Annotated in this window: 22 protein-coding genes and 2 tRNA genes; 20 read left to right on the top strand and 4 right to left on the bottom strand. The window is 70.4% G+C overall.

The features are described 5' to 3' along the window. Window positions 1–19: 19 nt before the first annotated feature. The 5 genes from nadD to O3Q52_RS10595 all read left to right on the top strand — a co-directional run bounded on the left by nadD (window position 20) and on the right by O3Q52_RS10595 (window position 4,322). The gene (gene nadD, locus O3Q52_RS10575; protein ID WP_269648557.1) at window positions 20–694 is read left to right on the top strand and encodes a nicotinate-nucleotide adenylyltransferase; all 675 of its coding nucleotides are present in this window, start codon (window positions 20–22) and stop codon (window positions 692–694) included. A 16-nt stretch (window positions 695–710) separates the two neighbouring features. Further along, on the top strand, window positions 711–2,498 hold the full coding sequence (locus tag O3Q52_RS10580; protein WP_269648558.1) for an LCP family protein: 1,788 nt from the start codon (window positions 711–713) through the stop codon (window positions 2,496–2,498). A gap of 377 nt (window positions 2,499–2,875) precedes the next feature. Then, window positions 2,876–3,322: a ribosome silencing factor gene (rsfS, locus tag O3Q52_RS10585; protein WP_269648559.1), complete on the top strand. Its 447-nt coding sequence runs from the start codon at window positions 2,876–2,878 to the stop codon at window positions 3,320–3,322. 38 nt (window positions 3,323–3,360) lie between these two features. Then, window positions 3,361–4,020 carry a histidine phosphatase family protein gene (locus tag O3Q52_RS10590; RefSeq protein WP_269648580.1) on the top strand — a complete coding sequence of 220 codons (660 nt, stop codon included), beginning with the start codon at window positions 3,361–3,363 and terminating at the stop codon, window positions 4,018–4,020. A gap of 229 nt (window positions 4,021–4,249) precedes the next feature. Continuing rightward, window positions 4,250–4,322: transfer RNA gene (locus O3Q52_RS10595), tRNA-Ala, on the top strand. Between the two features lie 4 nt (window positions 4,323–4,326). Here O3Q52_RS10595 and O3Q52_RS10600 read toward each other — a convergent pair. Next, window positions 4,327–5,244 carry a helix-turn-helix transcriptional regulator gene (locus O3Q52_RS10600; RefSeq protein ID WP_269648560.1) on the bottom strand — a complete coding sequence of 306 codons (918 nt, stop codon included), beginning with the start codon at window positions 5,242–5,244 and terminating at the stop codon, window positions 4,327–4,329. A 94-nt stretch (window positions 5,245–5,338) separates the two neighbouring features. Between O3Q52_RS10600 and O3Q52_RS10605 the strand changes: the two genes are divergently transcribed. From O3Q52_RS10605 to O3Q52_RS10620, 4 genes are all read left to right on the top strand, one after another. After that, window positions 5,339–6,820 (top strand): MFS transporter, encoded by a 1,482-nt coding sequence (locus O3Q52_RS10605; RefSeq protein WP_269648561.1) that lies wholly within the window; start codon window positions 5,339–5,341, stop codon window positions 6,818–6,820. A gap of 66 nt (window positions 6,821–6,886) precedes the next feature. Beyond that, window positions 6,887–7,060 carry a hypothetical protein gene (locus tag O3Q52_RS10610; protein WP_269648562.1) on the top strand — a complete coding sequence of 58 codons (174 nt, stop codon included), beginning with the start codon at window positions 6,887–6,889 and terminating at the stop codon, window positions 7,058–7,060. Between the two features lie 3 nt (window positions 7,061–7,063). After that, window positions 7,064–7,297, top strand: a complete 234-nt coding sequence (locus O3Q52_RS10615) for a hypothetical protein (protein WP_010986886.1) — start codon at window positions 7,064–7,066, stop codon at window positions 7,295–7,297. Between the two features lie 369 nt (window positions 7,298–7,666). Continuing rightward, a tRNA-Ala gene (locus tag O3Q52_RS10620) sits at window positions 7,667–7,739 on the top strand. Between the two features lie 126 nt (window positions 7,740–7,865). On the opposite strand, the gene O3Q52_RS10625 is transcribed toward O3Q52_RS10620, so the two are convergent. Together O3Q52_RS10625 and O3Q52_RS10630 are read right to left on the bottom strand one after the other, a co-directional pair. Beyond that, the gene (locus O3Q52_RS10625; protein WP_189837885.1) at window positions 7,866–9,488 is read right to left on the bottom strand and encodes an NADH-quinone oxidoreductase subunit NuoF family protein; all 1,623 of its coding nucleotides are present in this window, start codon (window positions 9,486–9,488) and stop codon (window positions 7,866–7,868) included. Further along, a complete protein-coding gene (locus O3Q52_RS10630; protein WP_269648565.1) occupies window positions 9,488–10,792 on the bottom strand; it encodes a ferric reductase-like transmembrane domain-containing protein in 1,305 nt (434 codons plus the stop codon). Before O3Q52_RS10630 ends, O3Q52_RS10625 begins: the two co-directional genes overlap by 1 nt. A 416-nt stretch (window positions 10,793–11,208) precedes the next feature. On the opposite strand from O3Q52_RS10630, the gene leuS reads away from it, so the two are divergent. The 5 genes from leuS to O3Q52_RS10655 all read left to right on the top strand — a co-directional run bounded on the left by leuS (window position 11,209) and on the right by O3Q52_RS10655 (window position 18,932). Next, complete coding sequence (gene leuS, locus O3Q52_RS10635; RefSeq protein WP_269648566.1) at window positions 11,209–14,085, top strand: leucine--tRNA ligase; 2,877 nt, start codon at window positions 11,209–11,211, stop codon at window positions 14,083–14,085. Window positions 14,086–14,256: 171 nt separating this feature from the next. Next, a complete protein-coding gene (locus O3Q52_RS10640; RefSeq protein ID WP_269648567.1) occupies window positions 14,257–15,132 on the top strand; it encodes a hypothetical protein in 876 nt (291 codons plus the stop codon). Between the two features lie 72 nt (window positions 15,133–15,204). Further along, on the top strand, window positions 15,205–16,050 hold the full coding sequence (locus O3Q52_RS10645; protein WP_055610571.1) for a DegV family protein: 846 nt from the start codon (window positions 15,205–15,207) through the stop codon (window positions 16,048–16,050). Between the two features lie 155 nt (window positions 16,051–16,205). Then, window positions 16,206–17,393: a ComEA family DNA-binding protein gene (locus tag O3Q52_RS10650; RefSeq protein WP_269648568.1), complete on the top strand. Its 1,188-nt coding sequence runs from the start codon at window positions 16,206–16,208 to the stop codon at window positions 17,391–17,393. A gap of 90 nt (window positions 17,394–17,483) precedes the next feature. Continuing rightward, the gene (locus tag O3Q52_RS10655) at window positions 17,484–18,932 is read left to right on the top strand and encodes a recombinase family protein (protein WP_269648569.1); all 1,449 of its coding nucleotides are present in this window, start codon (window positions 17,484–17,486) and stop codon (window positions 18,930–18,932) included. Between the two features lie 67 nt (window positions 18,933–18,999). On the opposite strand, the gene O3Q52_RS10660 is transcribed toward O3Q52_RS10655, so the two are convergent. Then, window positions 19,000–19,653: a hypothetical protein gene (locus tag O3Q52_RS10660; protein WP_269648570.1), complete on the bottom strand. Its 654-nt coding sequence runs from the start codon at window positions 19,651–19,653 to the stop codon at window positions 19,000–19,002. A 108-nt stretch (window positions 19,654–19,761) separates the two neighbouring features. Here O3Q52_RS10660 and O3Q52_RS10665 point away from each other — a divergent pair, with 108 nt between their 5' ends. The 6 genes from O3Q52_RS10665 (at window position 19,762) to O3Q52_RS10690 (ending at window position 22,613) form a co-directional block, all read left to right on the top strand. Then, window positions 19,762–19,989, top strand: a complete 228-nt coding sequence (locus tag O3Q52_RS10665; RefSeq protein ID WP_269648572.1) for a helix-turn-helix transcriptional regulator — start codon at window positions 19,762–19,764, stop codon at window positions 19,987–19,989. Beyond that, entirely contained in the window at window positions 19,989–20,171 is a 183-nt protein-coding gene (locus O3Q52_RS10670) for a hypothetical protein (RefSeq protein WP_269648573.1), read from the top strand. The genes O3Q52_RS10665 and O3Q52_RS10670 overlap by 1 nt, the downstream gene beginning before the upstream one ends. Before the next feature lie 84 nt (window positions 20,172–20,255). Next, window positions 20,256–20,462 (top strand): hypothetical protein, encoded by a 207-nt coding sequence (locus O3Q52_RS10675; RefSeq protein ID WP_269648575.1) that lies wholly within the window; start codon window positions 20,256–20,258, stop codon window positions 20,460–20,462. After that, window positions 20,459–20,680, top strand: coding sequence for a hypothetical protein (locus O3Q52_RS10680; RefSeq protein ID WP_269648576.1), 222 nt, complete (start codon window positions 20,459–20,461; stop codon window positions 20,678–20,680). The genes O3Q52_RS10675 and O3Q52_RS10680 overlap by 4 nt, the downstream gene beginning before the upstream one ends. Continuing rightward, window positions 20,677–21,543, top strand: a complete 867-nt coding sequence (locus O3Q52_RS10685) for a toprim domain-containing protein (RefSeq protein WP_269648577.1) — start codon at window positions 20,677–20,679, stop codon at window positions 21,541–21,543. Before O3Q52_RS10680 ends, O3Q52_RS10685 begins: the two co-directional genes overlap by 4 nt. Further along, entirely contained in the window at window positions 21,540–22,613 is a 1,074-nt protein-coding gene (locus O3Q52_RS10690) for an ATP-binding protein (protein ID WP_269648578.1), read from the top strand. Before O3Q52_RS10685 ends, O3Q52_RS10690 begins: the two co-directional genes overlap by 4 nt. Window positions 22,614–22,703 lie beyond the last annotated feature (90 nt).

The raw sequence follows: 22,703 nt of genomic DNA on the forward strand, positions 1-22,703 counted from the left end.
GCCGGTAGGGTCTGCACGCATGGGAGAGCAGGACATGCCTACCGGTCCGGCGGGCGGCACGGCGCAGAGCGCCCGGCGCGGCCCGGGAAACGGCCCGTCGAACCCGGGAAAGCGCCGCCTCGGCGTCATGGGCGGAACGTTTGACCCGATCCACCACGGGCACCTCGTGGCGGCCAGTGAGGTCGCCGCGCAGTTCCACCTCGACGAGGTGGTGTTCGTGCCGACCGGACAGCCGTGGCAGAAGACCGACCGCAAGGTCTCCCCGGCCGAGGACCGCTATCTGATGACGGTCATCGCGACCGCCGAGAACCCGCAGTTCTCCGTGAGCCGCATCGACATCGACCGCGGCGGTCCGACCTACACCACGGACACCCTGCGCGACCTCCGGGTGCTCAACCCCGACGCGGACCTCTTCTTCATCACCGGCGCGGACGCGCTCGGCCAGATCCTCACCTGGCGCGACGCCGAAGAGCTGTTCTCCCTCGCGCACTTCATCGGGGTCACCCGGCCCGGCCACATACTGACCGACACCGGTCTGCCGGAGGGCGGTGTCTCGCTCGTCGAGGTTCCCGCGCTCGCCATCTCGTCCACAGACTGCCGTGCGAGGGTCGCGAAGGGCGACCCGGTCTGGTATCTGGTGCCGGACGGTGTGGTGCGCTACATCGACAAGCGAGAGCTGTACCGCGGCGAGTGAGCCGAGAGGGGCACCGGTGAACGACCGATACGACGCTGGGTACGGGGGCGACCAGTACGAGCTCGTCGGCTACGACGAGTTCGGGCAGCCTGTGTACCGGCAGGTGCCGTCACCTTCCCAGACTCCCCACACTCCGCAGGCCCCCCAGGCCCAGCAGGAGTACGGCTCGTACGACCCCTACGGGGGGCAGGCGCAGGGGTACGGGCAAGGACAGCAGGGGCAGCAGGCGTACCAGGGGCAGCAAGGCCGCCAGGACCACCAGGGTCAGGGATACGGGCAGGGGTACGGGTACGACCCGTACGCGACGGGCCAGCAGGGGCAGCAGGCGTCGCCCGTGGTGTCGTATGACACGGGTCAGCAGCAACCTGTGGCGCCCTATGACACCGGTCAGCAGCAGGCCCACAGCCATGTCGCGGAGCAGACCGCCTACATCCCGCAGCAGGCGCGCCCCGCGGAGTCCCCGGAGCCGCCGGAGGACGGGCGGCAGGGCGACGGGCAGCAGGGCGAACGCGACTACCGGACCGAGCAGTTCGCCTTCGTGGAGGAGCAGCCCGAGGAATCCGAAGACGTCATCGACTGGCTGAAGTTCACCGAGAACCGCACCGAGCGGCGCGAGGAGGCCAAGCGCCGGGCGCGCGGCCGTGTCGTCGCCCTGGTCGTGGCGCTCGCGCTGGTCGCGGTCGGCGGGGTCGGCTACCTCTGGTACGACGGCAGTCTGCCGGGAACGTCCTCGGAGTCGGCATCCGGCACGACCACCGTCGGCGGCGCCCAGAACCGCGACGTGATCATCGTCCACCTGCACAACACCAAGGGCGGCGGCACGGCGACGGCGCTGCTCGTCAACAACACCACCACCAAGCAGGGCACCACCGTCCTGCTGCCCAACTCCCTTGCCCTGACGGACGACAACGGCACCACGACCACGCTCGCCAAGTCGGTCGACGACGACGGGTCCTCCGGGACGCGCGACGAGATCGACACCGTGCTCGGGACCGACGTCGAGGGCACCTGGCGCCTCGACACCCCGTACCTCAACAACCTCGTCGAACTCGTCGGCAACATCGACATCGACACCAACGCGGACGTGCCGGACCCGGAGGCGAAGAAGAAGGGCGAGGCGCCCCTCGTCAAGAAGGGCGAGCAGCAGACGCTGAGCGGCAAGATGGCCGTCGCGTACGCCACGTACCGCGCCTCGGGGGAGTCGCAGAACGCCCAGCTGGAGCGGTTCGGCCAGGTCATGCAGGGAGTGCTGCGCAAGTTGTCGTCGGACCCGGAGGCCGCGACGACCACCGTGCAGTCGCTGGCGCAGATCCTCGACCCCTCGCTGAGCGACAAGGACCTGGGCGCGTTCCTGGCCAAGCTCGCCGACCGCGCCAAGGGCGGCGACTACAAGACGGCGCTGCTGCCGGTCCAGACGGACGGCAGGCTCAGCCCGCAGGCCAGTGACAGCGTGGTCAAGGACGTCCTCGGCGGCGCCGCGAAGAGCCCCGAGAAGGGCGCGGCCGTCCAGGTCGGCATCCGCAACTCGACGGGTGACAAGGACGCGACCGAACAGGCCAGGGTCGTCCTGCTGAACGGCGGCTACACCTTCGTCGACGGCGGCGAGACCGATGTCGCCCAGGCCGTGTCCCAGATCACATACGCCGACGCCGCGAAGAAGGACGACGCGGTGGAGGTCGCCAAGACGCTCGGCCTGCCGACGAGCTCGGTGAAGAAGGGCAAGACCACGTCGAACGCGGATGTGTCGGTCGTACTCGGCCAGGACTACAAGGTGGGCGGCTCGGCGGGTTCGTCGGGCGGCTGACGGGCGGGTGTCGGGCGGTGCCTGTGGGGGTGCCCTGGCCGCGTGGCGGGTCGGACACCCGGTGCAGATACCGGTGCAGCACTCGGTGCCGGCACCGGTACAGGCACCCGGCGCGGACACCTCGTTAGGCGCCGGGCGTGCCCGGGTGCGGTCCGGAGCCCCCGGCCTCGCCCGCGGTGTGATCGGTTAATCGCGTGGGGTGCTGTCGGCGGTCCGTGAGACCCTTGGGGCAGGGCCTGCCCGGCGGAGCAGGCCGGAGGAGTGCGATGGCGTCCGGCAAGCGCGGATGCGCGTGCCAGACCCCGCGTCTCCGGCATGATCCGCCGCACAGGCCCCAACCCCTCGGGGACTCCTGACCGTCTACGGAAAGCCTTGTAGTGACCGCCACTGACCGCTCTCTCGAGCTCATCACCACCGCCGCGCAGGCGGCCGCCGACAAGCTCGCGCACGACATCATCGCGTACGACGTCAGCGACGTGCTGTCGATCACGGACGCCTTCCTGCTGGCCTCCGCGCCCAACGACCGCCAGGTCAAGTCGATCGTCGACGAGATCGAGGAGCGGCTGAACAAGGAGCTCGGCACGAAGCCGGTGCGCCGCGAGGGCGACCGCGACGCCCGCTGGATCCTGCTCGACTACGTCGACATCGTGGTGCACGTCCAGCACAGCGAGGAGCGGGTGTTCTACGCGCTGGAGCGGCTCTGGAAGGACTGCCCCGAGCTGGACCTGCCCGCGGACGCGAAGGCCACGCGCGGCAAGGGCGCCGAGCACGCCGAGCTCCAGGACGCGGAGGACGCCGCCGAGCTGCGCGGAGAGCTTCGGTGACCGCCGGGGCGGGGCATCCGGCGGCGGACGGCAGGCCGCTGTCCGAGGCCGGGAAGAAGGCGGGCCGTGGGCGCCGCGTCATCCTGTGGCGCCACGGCCAGACGTTGTGGAACGTGGAGCGCCGTTTCCAGGGCACGACGGACGTCGAGCTCACCGAGACCGGCGTGGGCCAGGCCCGTCGCGCCGCCCGGCTGCTCGCGTCCCTGAAGCCCGACGCGATCGTCGCCTCGGACCTGAAGCGGGCGGCGAACACGGCGGCTGAGCTGTCCGAGCTCACCGGCCTCGACATCACCCACGACGAGGGCCTGCGCGAGACCTACGCGGGCGTCTGGCAGGGCCTGACGCACGAGGAGATCATCGCGCGCTACGGCGACCAGTACGCGGCGTGGAAGCGCGGCGAGCCGGTGCGCCGGGGCGGTGGTGAACTGGAGTCCGAGGTCGCCGACCGTGCCGCCCCCGTGGTGCTCCGGCACGCCGACAAGCTCCCCGACGACGGCACGCTCGTCGTTGTCAGCCACGGCGGCACGATCCGCACCACCATCGGCCGTCTCCTCGGCCTGGAGTCCCAGCACTGGGAGAGCCTCGGCGGTCTCTCCAACTGCTGCTGGTCCGTCCTCGGCGAGGGTGCCCGCGGCTGGCGACTGCTGGAACACAACGCGGGGACACTGCCGGAGCCGGTACTGGGAGACGACGACTAGGCGCTCCGCCAAGCGCTCCGACGGAAGTGCGGTGCTTCACCTGCGGGTCCGTCGTGGCCGGTCGCGTTCCGCGGCGGAGCCCTGCGCCCCTTGGAGCACCCGCAGGGCACCTCGGCGGGCCCTCTGTCCGGCCCCCCGATGCCCCGCGGGACCGGATTTCACTTTCCGGCTGGTCGCAGGCTAAAGTTCTTCTTGTTCCGCCGCCGGGAAGCCGGATCGGACACCGCAAGGGGCTATAGCTCAGTTGGTAGAGCGCCTGCATGGCATGCAGGAGGTCAGGAGTTCAATTCTCCTTAGCTCCACAGATCAGCTCCACAGATCGATGATCCCGTCCCCATCAGGGGGCGGGATTTTTCGTGCCCTCCGCCGCCGGATCTCCCTCAGCCGCGCCGCCCGCGCACTCGTCTCCTCGTCGGCCGGCCGGTAGACCACGACCCGGCACTCCGGCATCCCGTCGACCGACATCGACACCGACGTCATCCGCAACTCGCCCACCGCCACGTGCCGGAACGTCTTCACGCGCGGTCCCGGCGGCGCCACGTCCCCGTTCCGCCACAGCCGGGCGAAGTGCCCGCTGACCTCCGACAGCCTGCGTATGAAGTCCTCCCACACGGGCTCGCCGACATGTCTCCCGTACGCGGCCCGCAGCGTCGCCACCATCACCGGCAGCTCGCTCTCCCGGAACACCAGCGGGCAGTCCTCCTCGGAGGCCGTGAACAGCGTCCACAGCGCGTTGCGGACGCCACCGCCGGACGGGCGCGTCTCCGGCACGAAGAACACGTCCCGGTAGGCCGGGTTGGTCGCGAGGATGTCGTACCGCGCGTTGTAGACCACCGCCGGGCTCGGGGCGAGGGCGTCGACTATCTCCTGGACCTCCGGACCCACGGCCAGCGTGGTCGACTCGGCGCCGTGGGTGTACGGCACCTCCGCCAGGTCGTACAGATGCTCGCGCTCCGGCTGGTCGAGCCGCAGCGTGCGCGCCACCGCGTCCAGCACCTGCGGCGACGCGTTGATCGGCCTGCCCTGCTCCAGCCACGTGTACCAGGTCACGCCGACCCCCGACAGCTGCGCCACCTCCTCGCGCCGCAGCCCGGGGGTGCGGCGGCGCAGACCCGGCGGCATCCCCACATCGGCCGGTGTCACCCGCGCCCGCCTGCTCCGCAGGAAGGCGGCCAGCTCCGGCCGACGCCGCTGTGTCGTGGCCATCGTCGTCACATCCCCCATCGTCGACCCCCGGCCCGGCCCCTGCCAGGTGCTGTCAGTACCAGCATCAGCGGGCTCTCCACACCTGTACCCGCCCGCCCCCACGCTCGATGGCATGACGACGACAACCCCCGCGGGCCCGGACTCCGCACCAGGATCCGGCCCCGGACCAACGCCTGCCACAAGTAAAACTCCCGGCACTGACAATCGCCCCGGACGACTGCTCGCGATCGTCCTCGCCGCCCAGTTCATGGCGCTCCTCGACGTCTTCATCGTCAATGTCGCGGTCCCCACCATCGGCGCCGAACTCCACGCCTCCGGCGCCGAACTGCAGCTGGTGGTCGCCGGATACGCCATCTCGTACTCCGTCCTGTTGATCACCGGCGCCCGCCTGGGCGACCTGCTCGGCCACCGCCGCGTCTACCTGGCCGGCCTCGCGCTGTTCACGGCGGCCTCGCTCGCCTGCGGACTCGCCCAGGGCACGGGCGAGTTGATCGCCTTCCGGCTGATCCAGGGAGCCGGCTCGGCCGTGATGATCCCGCAGGTCCTCAGCCTCATCCAGCGCAACTTCACCGGCGAGGCCCGGGGGAGGGCCCTCGGCCTGTACGCGGCGGTCCTCGCGACCGGCGCCGCGGCCGGACAGGTGCTCGGCGGGGTCCTGGTCAGCGCGGACCTGTTCGGCACGGGCTGGCGCCCGGTCTTCCTGGTGAACGTACCCGTGGGCCTCGTACTGCTGGCGCTCGGCGCGCGCGTCCTGCCGCGCGACGACGCACGCGCCCCGGAGCGCGCGCACCGGCTCGACCTGCCGGGCCTGGTGCTCCTGGGCGCGGCCGTGTCGCTGCTCACGGTGCCGCTGGTGCTCGGGCAGGAGGAGGACTGGCCGCTGTGGTCCCGGCTGTCGCTCGCGGCCGCCGCGGTCGCCTTCGCCCTGTTCTGCGCGTACGAGTCCCGGCTCGCCCGGCGCGGCGGCACCCCGCTGATCGCGCCCAGGGTGCTGCGCCACTCCGGCATGGGGCTCGCGGTCTTCCGGATCATGGCCGTGATGGCGGTCAACGGAGGTTTCCTGTTCGCGCTCACCCTGCACATCCAGGGCGGCCTCGGCTTCAGCGCGCTGCGCGCGGGACTCACCTTCGCGCCGACCGCCGTGGTCTTCGGGCTGGTCGGGCTGACCTGGCGCGGGTGGCCCGCCTCCTGGCAACGCGCCCTGATCCCGGCCGGGTTCACGCTCGCCGCGGTCTCCGTCGCGGGCGTGGGCCTGGCGCTGCGGGACGGCCACGGGGCCGGCTTCTGGCTGTACGTGGCGTTCGCCGGCGTCGGTACGGGGCTCGCGCTCGGCTTCAGTCCCACGCTCACGCGGGCGCTCGCCACCGTGCGCCCCGAGGACGCGGCGGACGCCAGCGGCCTGCTCGCCACGGTCACCCAGCTCGGTCAGCTGATCGGTGTCGCGATGTTCGGCACACTCTTCTTGAATCGGCTTGAGTCACTTGGGGCCCCGGGGGCGTATACCTCTTCGGACGCGCTTCTCGTCTGCATGTTCGCGCTGGCCGCGACCGCCGCGACGGGTGCCGTGTCCGGACTGGTACGAAGGCGTCGCTGACCGTATTGGCCCGGCCGTGGCAGAATCAAACGGCCGGAAGGGGCGGCCCGACGGGAGGGAGTGGCGATGCCTGCGAGCATCCTCGGGGAGGTCGGCGACCTTCCCGGATCCGAGGTGATACGGGACCGGATCACCCGCCTCGACCGCCCTTCCCGCGGTTCGGCCCACGTTGCCCTGCTTCTCGGCGACAGCGGCGGAATTTCCTACGTGTGCACGGCCTGCGGCCACAGCGGGAGCTGATCGATGGGTGCACACAGGCGCAAGTGCGATTGGTGCGGCAGTGGTACGCCCATCGTGCGCGACATGGAGCCGGTCAACCACGACTACCAGTACTGGTGCGAGGAATGCGCGCGGGCGCTGATCATAAAAGGCGACCCGATCGAGACGTACCGCGAGCTGGAGGGCGAGCCGATCTACGGCCGGCTCCTCGACGAGCACTGCACGCTCAAACGGTTCTATTCCTTCGCCACTGCCTGACGCCGACCGGGGTTTCGCCACAGGGTGACCCCGGTCATGGTCGGCAACACGAAAGCGGACCCCTCAGTACCGTCGTCGCGCAGGCGACGACGGCTCAGGCGCGCCTCCCGCGCGGTTCCGGGGCCGCGGCCACCCAAGACCCCAGGAAGCCCGTGAGGGGCGCCGAGACGGCCCGCCAGACGTCCTCCACGCGCGCGTGGCCGACGAGCGACTCCAGGGAACGCGATCACGGCTACGGAGGCGGACGCTATCCGGCGTGCCACCCCTCTTGTCCGGCTTGTCCGTTCGCCCCGGAAACGATTTGGTGGTGCACCCGGGGGACCGGTAATGTTGGCGTCGCCGCCGGGGAAGTCCGGTGGAACACCGCAAGGGGCTATAGCTCAGTTGGTAGAGCACCTGCATGGCATGCAGGGGGTCAGGAGTTCAAATCTCCTTAGCTCCACAGCACATGAAGGCGGGTCATCCGAAAAGGATGGCCCGCCTTTTGCATTGGCTCGCTCTTACTGTCTCTTGCTCGTGGTCTCTTGTTGTGCGGTTCGGCGGCCCGGTCTCCCGGGCCGCCGAACCGTCAGCGACCGCGGCCCAGGGCTCGGCGGCCGCCGCCACCGCCCTCGCGCACGGCGGGGAGGTTCTGGCGGGGAGCCGCTCCGCGGGTGTCCTCCTCAAGGCGCAGCGCGAGCGCCGGGCAGCGGCGTACGGCGCGCAGCGCCTTCGCCTCCGCGTACCGGGGCACTCCTGCCTGCGCGACGGTCGGGAAGCCGTCGGCGCCCAGCTGGAAGACCTCCGGGAGGATGTCCGCGCACAGGCCGTGCCCGCGGCACAGTGTCCAGTCGACGTAGATCTTCTGGCGGCTGGGACCCTGCTCCGGCTCCGCCTGGCCGCCCGGGATGCCGGTGGGCTGCTGGCCACCCTCGAAGAGCGGCAGGACGCCCTCCACGGGCCGTCCGCAGCCGTTGCCGAGGACATGCGCGGCCAGGTCGTCCGTGAATGCCTTGATGGTCGACTCCAGGAACATCGCGGAGCCGTCCGGGTGCGAGCACGCGCCGCGCCGCTTCACGGCGTTGGCGACCTGCTTGAGCGCCTCCAGGGCGGCCGGGCCGCCGCCGTTGAGGATGTCCTCCATGCCGCGCGCCGCGGCGGGCAGTCCGAGGTAGCAGGGACCGCACTGTCCCGCGCTCTCCTCCGCCAGCCACTGCGCCACCCGCAGCGACTCGCCCAGCGGGCAGGTCGCCGTGCTGATCGGCAGGATCGCGCCCGCGCCGAGCGCACCGCCCACCGCGTCCAGGGAGTTGCGCGAGACGATCGCCTCGTTGACCGTCGCGGAGTCCAGCCACTTGCCGTGGTACCCGCCGGTCAGCACGCCCTGCGGGACCGGCGGGGCGCCGGCCAGCTGCAGGATGTACCGCAGCGGTACACCCGTGGGGGCCTCGATCACCATCGGGCGGGCGACCGCTCCTGAGACGGTGAGCATGACCGTGCCGGGCTCGTCGTACAGGCCCGTGTTGCCGTAGCGCTCGGCGCCGATGCGCGCGGCGATCGCCAGCTGGGCGAACGTCTCGGCGTTCGACAGCAGGGTGGGCGCGCCGCCGACACCGTTCTGCGAGGCGCTGGTCTTGCGGCCGGGCGGGATCGCGGGACCGCCGTCGATGGAACGGACCAGGGAGGCCGCCGCTCCGGTCACCATGCGCACCGGATTGCGCTGCACGCGCGCGCGGATGGTCGCTCCGCGGCGGTTGGTCAGCCCGCGCTCGGAGAGCGCCGCCTCCATCGACCGCTGCGTGGACTCACGGGTCACACCGACGACCAGGGTGCGTGCGCCCAGCGCCTCGGCGACCAGCAGGGCGCCGTCCAGGATCAGGTGCGGGGCACGGTTGATCATCACCGTGTCCTTGCGGCAGGCGGGTTCGTCCTCGCTTCCGTTGACGACGACCACGGGACGTACACCGCGGCGGATCGCCGCCTCGGCGACCGACCGCAGTTTCTTGTGGAACGGGAAACCCGCGCCACCGCGGCCCTTCAGGTTGATGCGCTCGGAGAGCTGCGCGAGCTGCTCACCGCCCATCGGCTCGAGAGGCCCGTGCACCTTCAGGTGCATGGGCAGGTCGAGTCTCTCGACGAGATCGAAACCGGAGGTGAGCTGGGGAAGGCCCACCACTCGGACTTCGGGGACGTCGGGAAGGGCCTCGTTCACTAAAAGCCTCCGGAAGGCGCGTTCCAGGGTTCGCCGTTGCTTGGTGCCTCGTAGGAACCGGGCTGCGTTTCAGTGGCGGGACCGCTGTTGTACATGTCGTTCGCGTTGTACGTACCGAGGGGGTCGTTCGTCTCACCGGTGTCGTACACATCACTTGAGCCGTACGTGGGGACGGCGCCGGTGTCGTACATGTTGTTCGCGTCGTATGTGGGGATCGTCCCGGTGTCGTACGTCGGCGTCCCGGCCGGGCGCGGCGGGGCCTCGTAGAGCGGCGGGGACGGGGCCGGCCAGCGGGGGCCGGTGTTGTCGTCGACGCGCGGCATCGCCTCCGTGGCCTGCATGTCCATCGGGACCTGCATGCGGCTGGGGTCGGGTGTCAGAGGGTCCTGCGCGCGCGGGGTGTTGACGGCCCGGTAGGCGGCCGCGAAGCCGCCGGTGTCCGTGAAGGACGCCGAGTCCTGGAGGGCGGAGCGCTGCGGGGACGCGTACGACCCGGACGGGGACGACGTCCGCTGCGAGGGGACCGGCATGTCCGGGAAGCCGGGCCGACCGCCGCCGCCGGGCAGCGAGGAGTCACCGGCACGGCGTGCCCCGGGCTCTTCGCGGTAGGGCCGGTTGTCGCTGTCGAGCAGGGACAGGACGCGCCTGGCGACCTTCCGCTTGAACGGCAGGGGGGCCGACCGCAGGAGCAGTGCGCCCATGACGGCGACCAGGGCCAGGCTGTACAGGATCACGAAGACCGGCTTCGCCTCGCGCCCGGCGAAGAGACCGTGGATCAGGGCCGAGCACCAGGCGGGGTAGGCCAGCATGTGCAGCGCGCGCCAGCGACCGGCGACCTGCACGGGGGACGAGAAGGCACTGCGCAGCGCGCCGGTGAGGGCCGTGACGACCATCAGGAGACCGGCCAGGGTGCCGAAACCGATGAGCCCGTCGGTGCCGGTGACGCCGAGGCCGAAGGGGATCACGACCGCGATCGCCGAGGTGTGGTCGAGTACGAGCTTGACCGAGACGTGCAGCAGCAGGAAGCCGACCGAGGCCACCGCCGTGCTCCTGTGCACGGCCTGGGCGATCAGCCTCTGGCGCGTGTTGAGGAAGACCCGGTCGGTCGCGACGAGCCCCCAGAGCACCGAGAGGGTGAGGGACACGAGCGACAGAACGCCCGCGCCGAAGTTGAGGAATTCACGGAATCCGTCACCTCCGACCACGACGACGACGGGTATCAGCAGCAAAGCGGCAGCAGTCACTCCGCCCCGGACCGATCGGCTCGGCTGGGTGAGCGTGCTGTTGTTGCGGCGAGAGTTCATGGGGGCAACTCCGAACAGTTCGGGAAAGCGGTCCCGCTGCCGCACTCTAGGTCGAGCCATACCGAGGGGTACGAGGTTTGAGTTATTGCGCTGTTGTCAAAGGGCTGCGAGGGAGTTGTGATGTCCCTTAGAGGCCCTTACGCGAAGTAACTTTTGACTTTCGTTCAGCTTCTGTCGACCTGGCGCGGACGTGACACGCAGTGCCGCAGCGTAGCCGAAAGCGCGTCGCGGTCCGCTCGGCCGCTGCGGTACCCTGACGCCATGCGTGCCGTACGCCTTCTGCTTAGTGAGCCGCGCTGATCAATCCCGGTCGCCGGAAAACCGCGACCGGCATCGGCGCGGCGCCCCCTCCTGTGCGAGGGGTTTTTTCATTTCCTGAGCCGCTGGCAGAGACGATCGATGGAGCTTTGAGGATCATGAGCGAGACGAACAACGCTGCCGCCTCCGAGGTGGCCGCGCCGCACCGCTACACGGCCGCCATGGCCGAGCAGATCGAGGCACGCTGGCAGGACTTCTGGGACGCCGACGGCACGTACGAGGCGCCCAACTCGAAGGGCGACCTGGCCGGAGACCCCTCGCTGGTCGCAAAGCCCAAGAAGTTCATCATGGACATGTTCCCGTACCCCTCCGGTGCGGGCCTGCACGTCGGTCACCCCCTGGGCTACATCGCCACCGATGTATTCGCCCGGTATCAGCGCATGACCGGCCACAACGTCCTGCACACCCTGGGCTTCGACGCCTTCGGCCTGCCCGCCGAGCAGTACGCCGTGCAGACCGGCACGCACCCGCGGGTGTCCACCGAGGCCAATATCGAGAACATGAAGATCCAGCTGCGCCGGCTGGGCCTGGGCCACGACAGGCGCCGGTCGTTCGCGACGATCGACCCGGACTACTACAAGTGGACCCAGTGGATCTTCCTGCAGATCTTCAACTCCTGGTACGACGACGAGGCCGACAAGGCCCGCCCGATCGCCGAACTGGTCGCACAGTTCCAGATCGGTGAGCGCGCGGTACCCGGTGGACGCTCCTGGAGCGAGCTGACCGAGGTCGAGCGCGCCGACATCCTGAGCGAGTACCGCCTGGCGTACGCCTCCGACGCGCCCGTCAACTGGTGTCCCGGGCTGGGCACCGTCCTGGCGAACGAGGAGGTCACCGCCGACGGCCGTTCCGAGCGCGGCAACTTCCCCGTCTTCAAGGCCAAGCTGCGCCAGTGGAACATGCGGATCACCGCGTACGCCGACCGGCTGCTGGACGACCTGGACGCACTGGACTGGCCCGAGGCCATCAAGCTGCAGCAGCGCAACTGGATCGGCCGCTCCGAGGGCGCCCGCGTCGGCTTCCCCGTGGACGGCGAGGCCATCACGGTCTTCACCACCCGCCCGGACACCCTGTTCGGCGCGAGCTACATGGTCCTGGCGCCCGAGCACCCGCTGGTCGAGAAGTTCACCCCGGGCACCTGGCCCGAGGGCACCCACGACGTCTGGACGGGCGGTCACGCCACCCCCGCCGAGGCCGTCGCCGCCTACCGCGCGCAGGCCGCCTCCAAGTCCGACGTGGAGCGGCAGGCCGAGGCCAAGGACAAGACCGGCGTCTTCATCGGCACGTACGCGACCAACCCGGTCAACGGCGAACAGATCCCCGTCTTCATCGCCGACTACGTCCTGATGGGCTACGGCACCGGCGCGATCATGGCCGTACCGGCGGGCGACCAGCGCGACTTCGAGTTCGCGCGCGCCTTCGAGCTGCCGATCCACTGCATCGTCGAACCGACCGACGGGCGCGGCACCGACACGTCGACGTGGGAGAACGCCTTCGGGGCGTACGACGCGAAGATCATCAACTCCGCCAACGGCGACATCTCGCTGGACGGCATGGGCGTCGCCGACGCCAAGGCGCGCATCACGGAGTGGATGGAGCGCAAGGGAATCGGCCACGGCACCGTCAACTTCCGGCTGCGCGACTGGCTGTTCAGCCGCCAGCGCTACTGGGGCGAGCCCTTCCCGATCGTCTACGACGAGGACGGCATCGCCCACCCGCTGCCCGAGTCGATGCTGCCCCTGGAACTGCCCGAGGTCGAGGACTACTCGCCGCGCACCTTCGACCCGGACGACGCGAACACGTCCCCGGAGACCCCGCTGTCCCGCAACGAGGACTGGGTCGACGTCACGCTGGACCTGGGCGACGGCCGCGGTCCGCGCAAGTACCGCCGCGAGACCAACACCATGCCCAACTGGGCCGGTTCCTGCTGGTACGAGCTGCGCTACCTGGACCCGCACAACTCCGAGAAGCTGGTCGACCCGGAGATCGAGCAGTACTGGATGGGCCCGCGCGAGGGTCAGCCGCACGGCGGCGTCGACCTGTACGTCGGCGGCGCCGAGCACGCCGTACTGCACCTGCTGTACGCGCGCTTCTGGTCCAAGGTGCTGTTCGACCTGGGGCACGTCTCCTCGGTCGAGCCGTTCCACAAGCTGTTCAACCAGGGCATGATCCAGGCCTACGTGTACCGCGACAGCCGTGGCATCGCCGTACCGGCCGCCGAGGTGGAGGAGCGCGACGGCGCGTACTACTACCAGGGCGAGAAGGTCTCCCGGCTGCTGGGCAAGATGGGCAAGTCCCTGAAGAACGCGGTCACTCCGGACGAGATCTGCGCCGAGTACGGGGCGGACACGCTGCGTCTGTACGAGATGGCGATGGGCCCCCTGGACGTGTCGCGGCCGTGGGACACGCGCGCGGTGGTGGGCCAGTTCCGGCTGCTGCAGCGGCTGTGGCGCAACGTCGTCGACGAGGCGACCGGTGAGGTCACCGTCGTCGACACCGAGCCGGACGAGCAGGCGCTGCGCGCCCTGCACAAGGCGATCGACGGTGTGCGCCAGGACCTGGAGGGCATGCGCTTCAACACCGCCATCGCCAAGGTCACCGAGCTGAACAACCACCTGACCAAGGTGGGCGGTCCGGTCTCGCGCACGGTCGCCGAGTCGCTGGTGCTGCTGGTCGCGCCGCTGGCCCCGCACATCGCCGAGGAGCTGTGGCGCAAGCTGGGCCACACCGACTCCGTCGTGCACCGGGACTTCCCGGTCGCCGACCCGGCGTACGTCGTGGACGAGACCGTGACCTGCGTCGTGCAGATCAAGGGCAAGGTCAAGGCGCGCCTGGAGGTCTCCCCGTCGATCTCGGACGAGGAGCTGGAGAAGGTGGCGCTGAGCGACGAGAAGGTGGTCGCCGCGCTGGACGGGGCGGGTATCCGGAAGGTGATCGTGCGGGCGCCGAAGCTGGTGAACATCGTTCCCGCGTAGACGGTGGCCCGAGCGGGCAGGGGGTGGGCCGGGGGTGGTTTCCCTTGTCGGGGTAGTCCCCTACGGGCAGGTTGGGGGTTCCGCTGGAACCCTCGGCCTGCCTTTTCCGTTTACCGTGGAAGAGCCGGCCGGCACCGCCGGGCAGTGGAAGCAGCACCCGAGAGGATCGTCATGGAAGCCGTGGTCGCAATCGTGGCGCTGATCTTCGTGCTGTTCGTGGCGCTGGGGGCGTATGCCACGGTGAAGGTGGTCGGCGCGGCCAAGCGCGGCGTGGACCGCACGGTCGCCCAGGCCCGCCGCACGGTGGAGGACTCCACGCTCAGGGCGAAGACCTTCGCCCAGCCGGGCCCCCAGGGCGAGATCGCCCAACTGCGCCTCTCCCTGCGCACATCGATGCGCGCCACCCAGGACGCCCTGCACGCGGGCGTGACGGAGGACGAGTCGCTGAAGGAGTCCCTGTCACTCTTCGAGCGGCTCAGCGCCCACGGCCACGAGCTGGACGGCGAGCTGAAGCGACTGGAGCGGGAGCCGGACAGGAACCGCCTCACCGAGCGCCTTCCCTCGCTGAGGGAGCGCACGGAGCAGATAACGAAGTCGGCGGACGCCCTGCGCTGGGCGGCCCGCGACCGCGCCCAGCGTTTCGGTGACGACGACCTGGACTCGCTGAGCACTCAGATCGACATGGAGGCGGGCGCGCTGCGGCACTGGACGACGGAGCCGGCTTCCACGGGGACGTCGACGGATCCGTCTTCCGCGGCGCAGTCCGGCCCGTCCGCAGGGGCGCACGGCTCCTCTGCAGGGATGCCGGGTCCGTCCGCGGGGGTGCCCGGTCCGGCGCCCGCACGGACGCCGGAGCCGGCTGCGGGACAGACGCCGCCTCCGTCTTCGTGGCCCGAGGCGCCGCCCGTCCCCGCCGATCAGCAGACCTGGCCGGAGAACCCCGAGTCGCGCAGGGCCGAGGAGCCCACCCGGGCCGCGATCGACCCGCCCGTGCAGCGACAGGCCTACCCTTGGGAGAAGAAGCCCCGCCCCGAGAGCACGACTTGATCCCGCCTGCCCGACCGCAGGTGGGAGGGGGCGGACTGCCACCCACGCTCACTGACAGGTAACCTCCAGCTCATGTCCCGCCATGTCGCGATCGTCACCGATTCAACGGCCTACCTGCCGCCACGGACGATGGAGCGCCACGGCATCACCGCGGTGCCCCTGACCGTGGTCCTCGGCGACCAGGCACTCGAAGAGGGCACCGAGATCTCGGCCCGCTCACTGGCCCAGGCGCTGCAGAAGCGACGGTCCGTCACCACCTCCCGGCCCAGCCCCGAGGTGTTCGCCGAGACCTACCGCAGGGTCGCCGAGTCCGGCGCGACCGGCATCGTCTCGCTGCATCTGTCCGCGGAGTTCTCAGGCACGTACGACGCCGCCGTCCTGGCCGCGCGCGAGGCGCCGGTGCCCGTGCGGGTGGTGGACACCGGGATGGTCGCCATGGCTCTCGGCTTCTGCGCGCTGGCCGCGGCCGAGTCCGCCGAGGCGGGCGGCACGGTCGACGAGGCGGTCACCGCGGCGGAGAAACGGGCCGCGGGTACGTACGCGTACTTCTACGTGGACACCCTCGACTATCTGCGGCGGGGCGGCCGGATCGGGGCGGCGCAGGCGCTGCTCGGGTCGGCGCTGGCCGTGAAGCCGCTGCTGCAACTGGACGGCGGGCGCATCGAGCTCCTGGAGAAGGTGCGGACCGCGGGCAAGGCGATCGCCCGCCTGGAGGAGATCGTGGCCGAGCGGGCGGGCAGCGCGCAGGTCGACATCGCGGTCCATCATCTCGCCGCGCCCGAGCGGGCGGCGGCGCTCGCGGAGCGGCTGCGGGTTCGGGTGCCGGGGCTGGCCGATCTGCATGTGAGCGAGGTCGGGGCGGTCATCGGGGCACACACCGGGCCCGGGCTGCTCGGGGCGGTCGTTTCTCCTCGGTGAGGTCGGATCTCTGCGGTTCGGTGAAGTGAGATCTCCTCGGTTCGGTGAGGTCGGACTGCCTCGTGCGGGTGACGGAGTTATCCACAACTGGGCGGTAATCCCCGGGAATTGAGCAAGATCATCGTGGTTCGGTGGTTGTGCCCGATTCTCGTCGCATGGCACTTCGATCACCTTCACGGACAGCGACAGCAACCAGCGGGCCGGGCCGGGGCCCGGTCTCCGACAGTCGTACGCGACACCGCCGTCACCGCCATCGCGGCAGGTCCCGGCGCCGAGAAGCCTCCGCGGAGGCGCTGCGCCTGCGCGCGGAGACACTCTTCGCCGAACGGACGAGAGTGCGCGGGGAGTTGAGGCATGGGCCGCCGGCGGTGTCGGGGCGGGAGGGGTGGAGTCGGGGCGGCGGCGGTGTAGTCGCCGGCGTTGAAACCGATGTTGAAACTGGCGTTGAGAGCGGTGCTGGAACTGGGGCTGGGGCTGGCGCTGGGGTCGACGTGGAGGTCGATGCGGTTGCCGCCCGAGCGCGGGCGCGGGGCCCAGGTCGGGCGGGGGCCGAGTTCGAGGCTGAGTCCGGGGTTGCGGGCGGCGCCGGGGCCAGCGCCGGGGCCGTGTGGCGGGAGCGGACCGGGCTCGCCGTTCGGGAGCGGATGCCCTTGTGGCTGCAGTCCAGGTGCGGGCTGGAGCGGAGGAGCGTGGTCGCGCTCACGGTGGTCCTCGTGGTCGCGGCCGTCTTCGCCGCGCAGCACTTCTGGTCTGGGCGGGCCCAGCCGGTGCGGGCACCTGAAGTGGTGCGGGCCGTGGGTTCGTACGGGGGCGAGGGCGAGGGCGGGCAGGAGGCGGCGGGATCGTCCGCCGCCGCGCGGGATCCTGTGGGCGCAGCCGGTGCGGCCGGTGCGGCCAGTGCCGGCGCTGGTGCCGTCATCGTGGTGGATGTCAGCGGCAAGGTGCGGGAACCCGGTATTCAGCGGTTGCCGGCCGGTTCTCGGGTCGCCGATGCCCTCCGGGCCGCCGGCGGGGTGCGTCCAGGCACGGACACCGAGGGACTCAACCGGGCGCGGTTGCTCGTGGACGGTGAGCAGGTGGTGGTCGGAGCGCCCCCGGCTGCCGCCGGGCCGGGTGCGGCGGGCGGTCCGGGTGCCGTGGGCTCCGGCGGAGCCGCCGCGGGGGCTGCCGCCGCTCCGGTCGGCCTCAACACGGCCACGCTGGAACAGTTGGACACCTTGCCCGGTGTCGGTCCCGTACTCGCTCAGCACATCATCGACTACCGCACCCAGCACGGCGGCTTCCGTTCGGTCGACGAACTCCGTGAGGTGAACGGAATCGGCGATCCGAGATGTCAATGGTAATCTACGAACATGAAGCCATTGAGGGCAGTTCTTCTTGTTCGAATCAGCTACAGAAAGGCTGATGAGGAGGGCGAGGACACCGAGAACGGCGTGACGGAGGGTGAGGCCACCCGACGGCGCCCCGAGTTCTCCAAGGGCATCAGCCGTCAGGAGGATGACGGCCGCGCCCTGGCCAAGCGCCTCGGGTGGACGATCGTCAAGGTCATCCCCGAGGACGACACGTCAGCGTTCAAGCGGCGGAAGATCCAACTCCCTGACGGGACCACCGCATTGCGCACGGTCCGGCCCGGATTCCGTACCGCCCTTGATGGCCTCGCCTCGGGCGAGTGGGACGGGCTGATCGCTGACGACCTGGACCGCGTTGCCCGCGATCCTCGCGACCTGGAAGACCTCATCGACGTGGTGGAGTCCCGCCGGCCGCGCATCCCCGTAGAGAGCGTCACGGGCAGTCTGCGGCTGGCCAACGACGCCGACATCACCGTGGCCCGCATCATGTGCGCCGTGGCCAACAAATCTTCCAGGGACACGGCGCGTCGCGTCGCGCGGAAGCACGAGGAGCTGGCGGCCGAGGGCAAGCCCGGCGGGGGAGGGTTCCGCGGCTACGGGTACGACCGGAGCAACCTGGTGGTCGTGCCCGAAGAGGCCGAGATCGTGGAGGAGATCGCCGCTCGCATCCTCGGCACGTGGGACGGCTGGACGCCCGAGCAGCGGGAGGCCATCGACCTGGAGATCGGGGAGTCCCTCAACTCCATCGCCAACGACCTCAAGGCCCGCAACGTACCCACCGTGACGGGCGCTCCGTGGAACTCCCGCAGCGTCAAGTCAGTGGTGACCAAACCTCGCGTCGCAGGTCTGCGAACGCACCGTAAGGAGGTTGTGGGCGAGGCGGTTTGGCCGGCCATCCTCGACCGTGACGCGTGGGAAGAGGTCTGTGGGCGGCTCGCCGGACGCTTCCGGAACGTCGACCTCGGCCTGCAGCGGTGGCTGTCCGGAGTCCTGGTCTGCTCTCGCTGTGACCGGCTGCTGATCGGCTGGTCGGGCAACGGCGGTGTGCGCTACTGGTGCCCGACACCGAAGGGCGGGTGCGGGAGGATCGCCATCAAGGCGGACGTCGTAGAGGCCGAGGTCGAGCGTCAGGTTGTGGATCTGCTGAGTCAGCCGCGGATCCTGGAGCAGCTGCGCAGCGTCGCCGATACCGAGGTGAGCGACGAGGCGCGCCGGGAGCTGGCCGAGGATGAGGCGCAGCTGAAGGAGATGGCCGGGGCGTACGCGCGCAAGGAGATCACGTTCGCGGAGTACCGGGAGGCCCGGGGGATCGTCGAGAAGCGCGTGAAGGAGTCGAGGGCGCTGCTCGTCTCGCGGGCGCCGCGGGTCCTGCGGAGGCTGCTGGACGGCGATGTACGGGCGAACTGGGTAGCGGCGCGGCCGGTGGACAAGAGGGAGGTTGTGCTGGCCCTGGTGCCCGGGTACCGGGTGATGCCGCACGACCGCTCGAAGGGCAACAAGTTCGATCCGGCCAGGCTCGTGCCGTTGGACTGAGCGCAGTACGAAGCCCCGCACCAGCACGGTGCGGGGCTTCTGTGTGTCCTACGGATATACGCCCGCGTCAGGGGGCGACGGCCACGACGGAGAAGTCCGGGGCGAGCTGCGCATCGAGCCCCTCCTTCTTCGCGTGATGCAGCCACGTACTCACGGTGGCGGGTGTCACGCCGCGCTTCTCCGCGACGACAGTCGCGGGCGCCTTCTCGCCCTGCGCCGCGGCGGCGTTGTACTCCAACTGCACCTCGGCAAGCCGCGTAAGACGCTTCCAGCGGCGCAGCGCGCCGGGCCCGCCGTCAGGGTCCACGTCCGGGTGGTGGGCGCGAACCATCTCCTCTGCGCGCGCGGGGATCTTCTCGGCTGGCGGCGGCGCCTCGTACACGCCGGCGCTCAGGTTCAGCGGCGCTCCCTCCGGGGTGCGCAGCCCGAAGGTGAGCATCATCCGGGCGACGCGTTCCAGCTTTGTGATGGGCAGGTCGCGGATGAGGGTGGCGCCCACGGGCTTCCACTTCTCGATGGGCGCTTCCGGATCTTGTTGCACTCGGATCGCGTATGGCCCTTCGACCGTCCGGCCGTCACGGATGACGTACTGGAGTCGCACGAGGACGTGCGGATAGCTGGCAGGCACGAGTGACACGAACACCTGGCTGAGGCCGTCCGGAGCGCCTTCGACGGGCTCGGGACCGTCGACCCGGACGCGATGTTGAGGCGGGGTGGTCATGCCGTACATCGTGCCCGCCGGGGCGGCGGATTGCAATGCAAAGGATTGGCTCTCGAAAGGTGCGCGAACGACTTCCGAAAGGTGACGGGGAACCTTTATGATGTAGTCATGAGCCCCGAAGACCTCCGGCGGATCAGCGAAGTGCGCGCGCTTGTCGCCAACGGCAAGGCCCGTGAGCAGCGCAAGAACCGCCGCCTCATGCTCCGAGAGATCGCTGACGCCATCGGCGTCACCCCCTTGACCGTCTACCGCTGGGAGCAGGGCACGGCGCAGCCGCGTGGCGCGCACGCCCTCCGCTGGGCTGACGCCCTCGGCATCGAAGCGAAGGTCAGCTGATGGCCGCGCCGACGACCGTTCCGACGCGGCAGATCACGCTTTCCGACCTCTACGCCGAGCGCGGCCTGACCGACGCTCAGGCGCGGCGCATCGTCGCCCTGCTCGGTCTTGCTCAGCCTCGGCGCAGCGACCGGCAGGACGCGCAGGGCCCCGAGCTGGATTGCAGCCAGCTCGGGGCCTGAGAAACCCCCATCTGACCTCTGACAGCCGAACGGCGGCGCGGGCCGAGAACCCGTATGCGCCGCCGTTCCGAAAGGAGCTTCACCGTGAAGCCTACGACCTCAATCGGACATGCCACCAGCGCACCCGCGGTGAAGAACCGCGACGGCCGGAAGCGCCACGGGTATCGGCCGCACCGTGCCAACGACCGGCGAGGCTCGGGCACGTCGACGCTCGCGGGCTCGGAGCGTACGGCCCGCAACCGGGTGCGCAACGAACTGCGGGTGGTCCAGCTCCTGGCCCGGTCCGCATGAACCGCCGCGCCGGCCGCCTCCATCTCGCCCACCCGGCGGAGCGGAGGCGGCCCGCGCCCACGTACGACCGGTGGGCCCGCAGGATCGCGGCCCGCTACGGCCTCAGCCTCCCCGAAGCCCGCGCTGAACTCCGACGTCTCGCCGCCCGCGGCTGGATGACCTGGGAGTTCCACGCCCGCTTCGATGACGACCGCAAGGACCTGGAGCACAGCGCGTGACCCAAGGAATCGCCTTCAACCGCATGGCCGACCGGCTGCGCGACCTCGACGTGCCCACCAAGTACAGCGGCGGCGCGCTCCGGGCGCAGGGCATCTGCCACGGCGCCAGCGGCGACGGTGCCGGAGCGGTCGCCATCCGGCGCGGCAACACCGGCTCCCTCGTCGTCTGGTGCCACGCCTGCGAGGACAACCGCGGGTTTCTCGAAGCGATCGGCTGGACCCTCGCAGACCTCAACGACGAGCCCCTGACCGAGCGACAGGACCGGCCCGCCGATGACCTGTGGATTCCTTGTGGCAAGCACGGTCACAAGCGGGTCGCGCAGTACGTGTACCTCGACGAGCAGCGCGCGGTGGAGCACGGCGTCACCCGGTGCGACCACAAGTGCTTCGCGCAGTGGAGGCCCGACGACACCACGCGGTCCGGGCGCCGCTGGAGTCTCAACGACAAGGACGGGAACCGGCTCGTACGGGTCTTGCCGTACCGGCTCCCCGAGCTGCTCGCGGCGAAGGAAGCGGACCGGGTCATCTGGATCGCCGAGGGCGAGAAGGACGTGCACGCGCTCGTCGAGCACGGGCTCGCGGCGACGTGCAATGCGGGCGGCGCAGGGAAGTGGACCGCCGAGCATGCCCGGTTCCTGAAGGGCGCGGACGTCACGATCTGCGCCGACCGCGACGAGCCCGGTCGACGTCATGCCGAGCACGTCGTCAGCACGCTGCAGGGCGTGGCCCGATCGGTGTACGTCGTGCAGGCCAAGGCTGGCAAGGATGCCGCTGACCACTTCTCCGCCGGGCACACCGACAGCGAGTTTCTCCAGGTGTGGGCGCCGGTCCCGTACCCCGGAGACCCGGCGGTGACCGCATGATGCCGAACCCCGAATGGGCCGACGACGTCAAGGCCGAGTCCGACGCCCACACGGAAGCCGAGAACGCCCCCGAGGACGACCTGACAGGGAAACTGTTCACGCCCGGCGGCTCGTTCTTCCTGCACGCCCCTGAGACGCCTCCGGCCCTCTGGGGGAGCGATGGTGACGTGCTGTGGGCGGAAGGCGAGTCGCTCATCCTGGCCGGCCCCCAGGGCGTCGGGAAGACCACTATCGCCCACCAGCTCATCCGGGCCCGGCTCGGCTTGCAGGACAGCGTCTTGGGCCTGCCCGTGCAGGCCGGGAAACGGGCCCTGATGCTTCTCATGGACCGGCCCGCGCAGGCACGACGAGCAGGGCACCGGATCTACGGCAAGGACGACGAGGAGTACCTGAACGAGCACCTCGTCATCTGGCAGGGCCCGCCACCGTACGACCTGGCCAAGCGGCCGGAGATCCTCGCCGCGATGTGTGAGAAGGCGGGCGCGGACACGGTCCTCGTCGACTCGATCAAGGATGGCGCCATCGGCATCTCAGCCGACGAAGTGGGCGCCGGGTACAACCGGGCCAGACAGAAGGCCCTCGCCGAGGGTGTGCAGGTGCTGGAGAACCACCACACGAAGAAGGCCGGCAACAACGGCAGCGAGCCCAACACCCTCGCCGACGTCTACGGCTCCACGTGGATCACCGCCGGTTCCGGATCGGTGATCATGCTGTGGGGCGAGGCAGGCGACCCCATCGTGTCCTTCCGCCACCTGAAGCAGCCGATGAACGAGGTCGGCCCCTTCCAACTCCTGCACGACCACCCGAGCGGCCTCACCACCGTCCGCCACTCCGTCGACCTCATCGACATGGCCCGGATCAAGGGCGTCCACGGACTCACCACGACGGATGCCGCGTCCGCCATGTTCGAGACGAAGAAGCCGACGGCCGCCGAGAAGGAGCGGGTCCGGCGGCGTCTCGGGCAACTGGTCGACAAGGGGCTCCTATCCAGGCGCGATCCGGAGAACCCCGGGGACCCGGCCCGCTGGTATCCCGCGCACCCCGGCTTCCGGCAACAGGAGGCCTCATGACCCCCACGGACCCCCTCACGCACCCCCCACGCACCCTCACGCGGGGAGGGGTCCACGCCTACCCCCACGCACTCCCACGCGAAATCTAAA

It is taken from the genome of Streptomyces sp. ActVer (assembly GCF_027270795.1).
GTDB lineage: Bacteria > Actinomycetota > Actinomycetes > Streptomycetales > Streptomycetaceae > Streptomyces > Streptomyces umbrinus_A.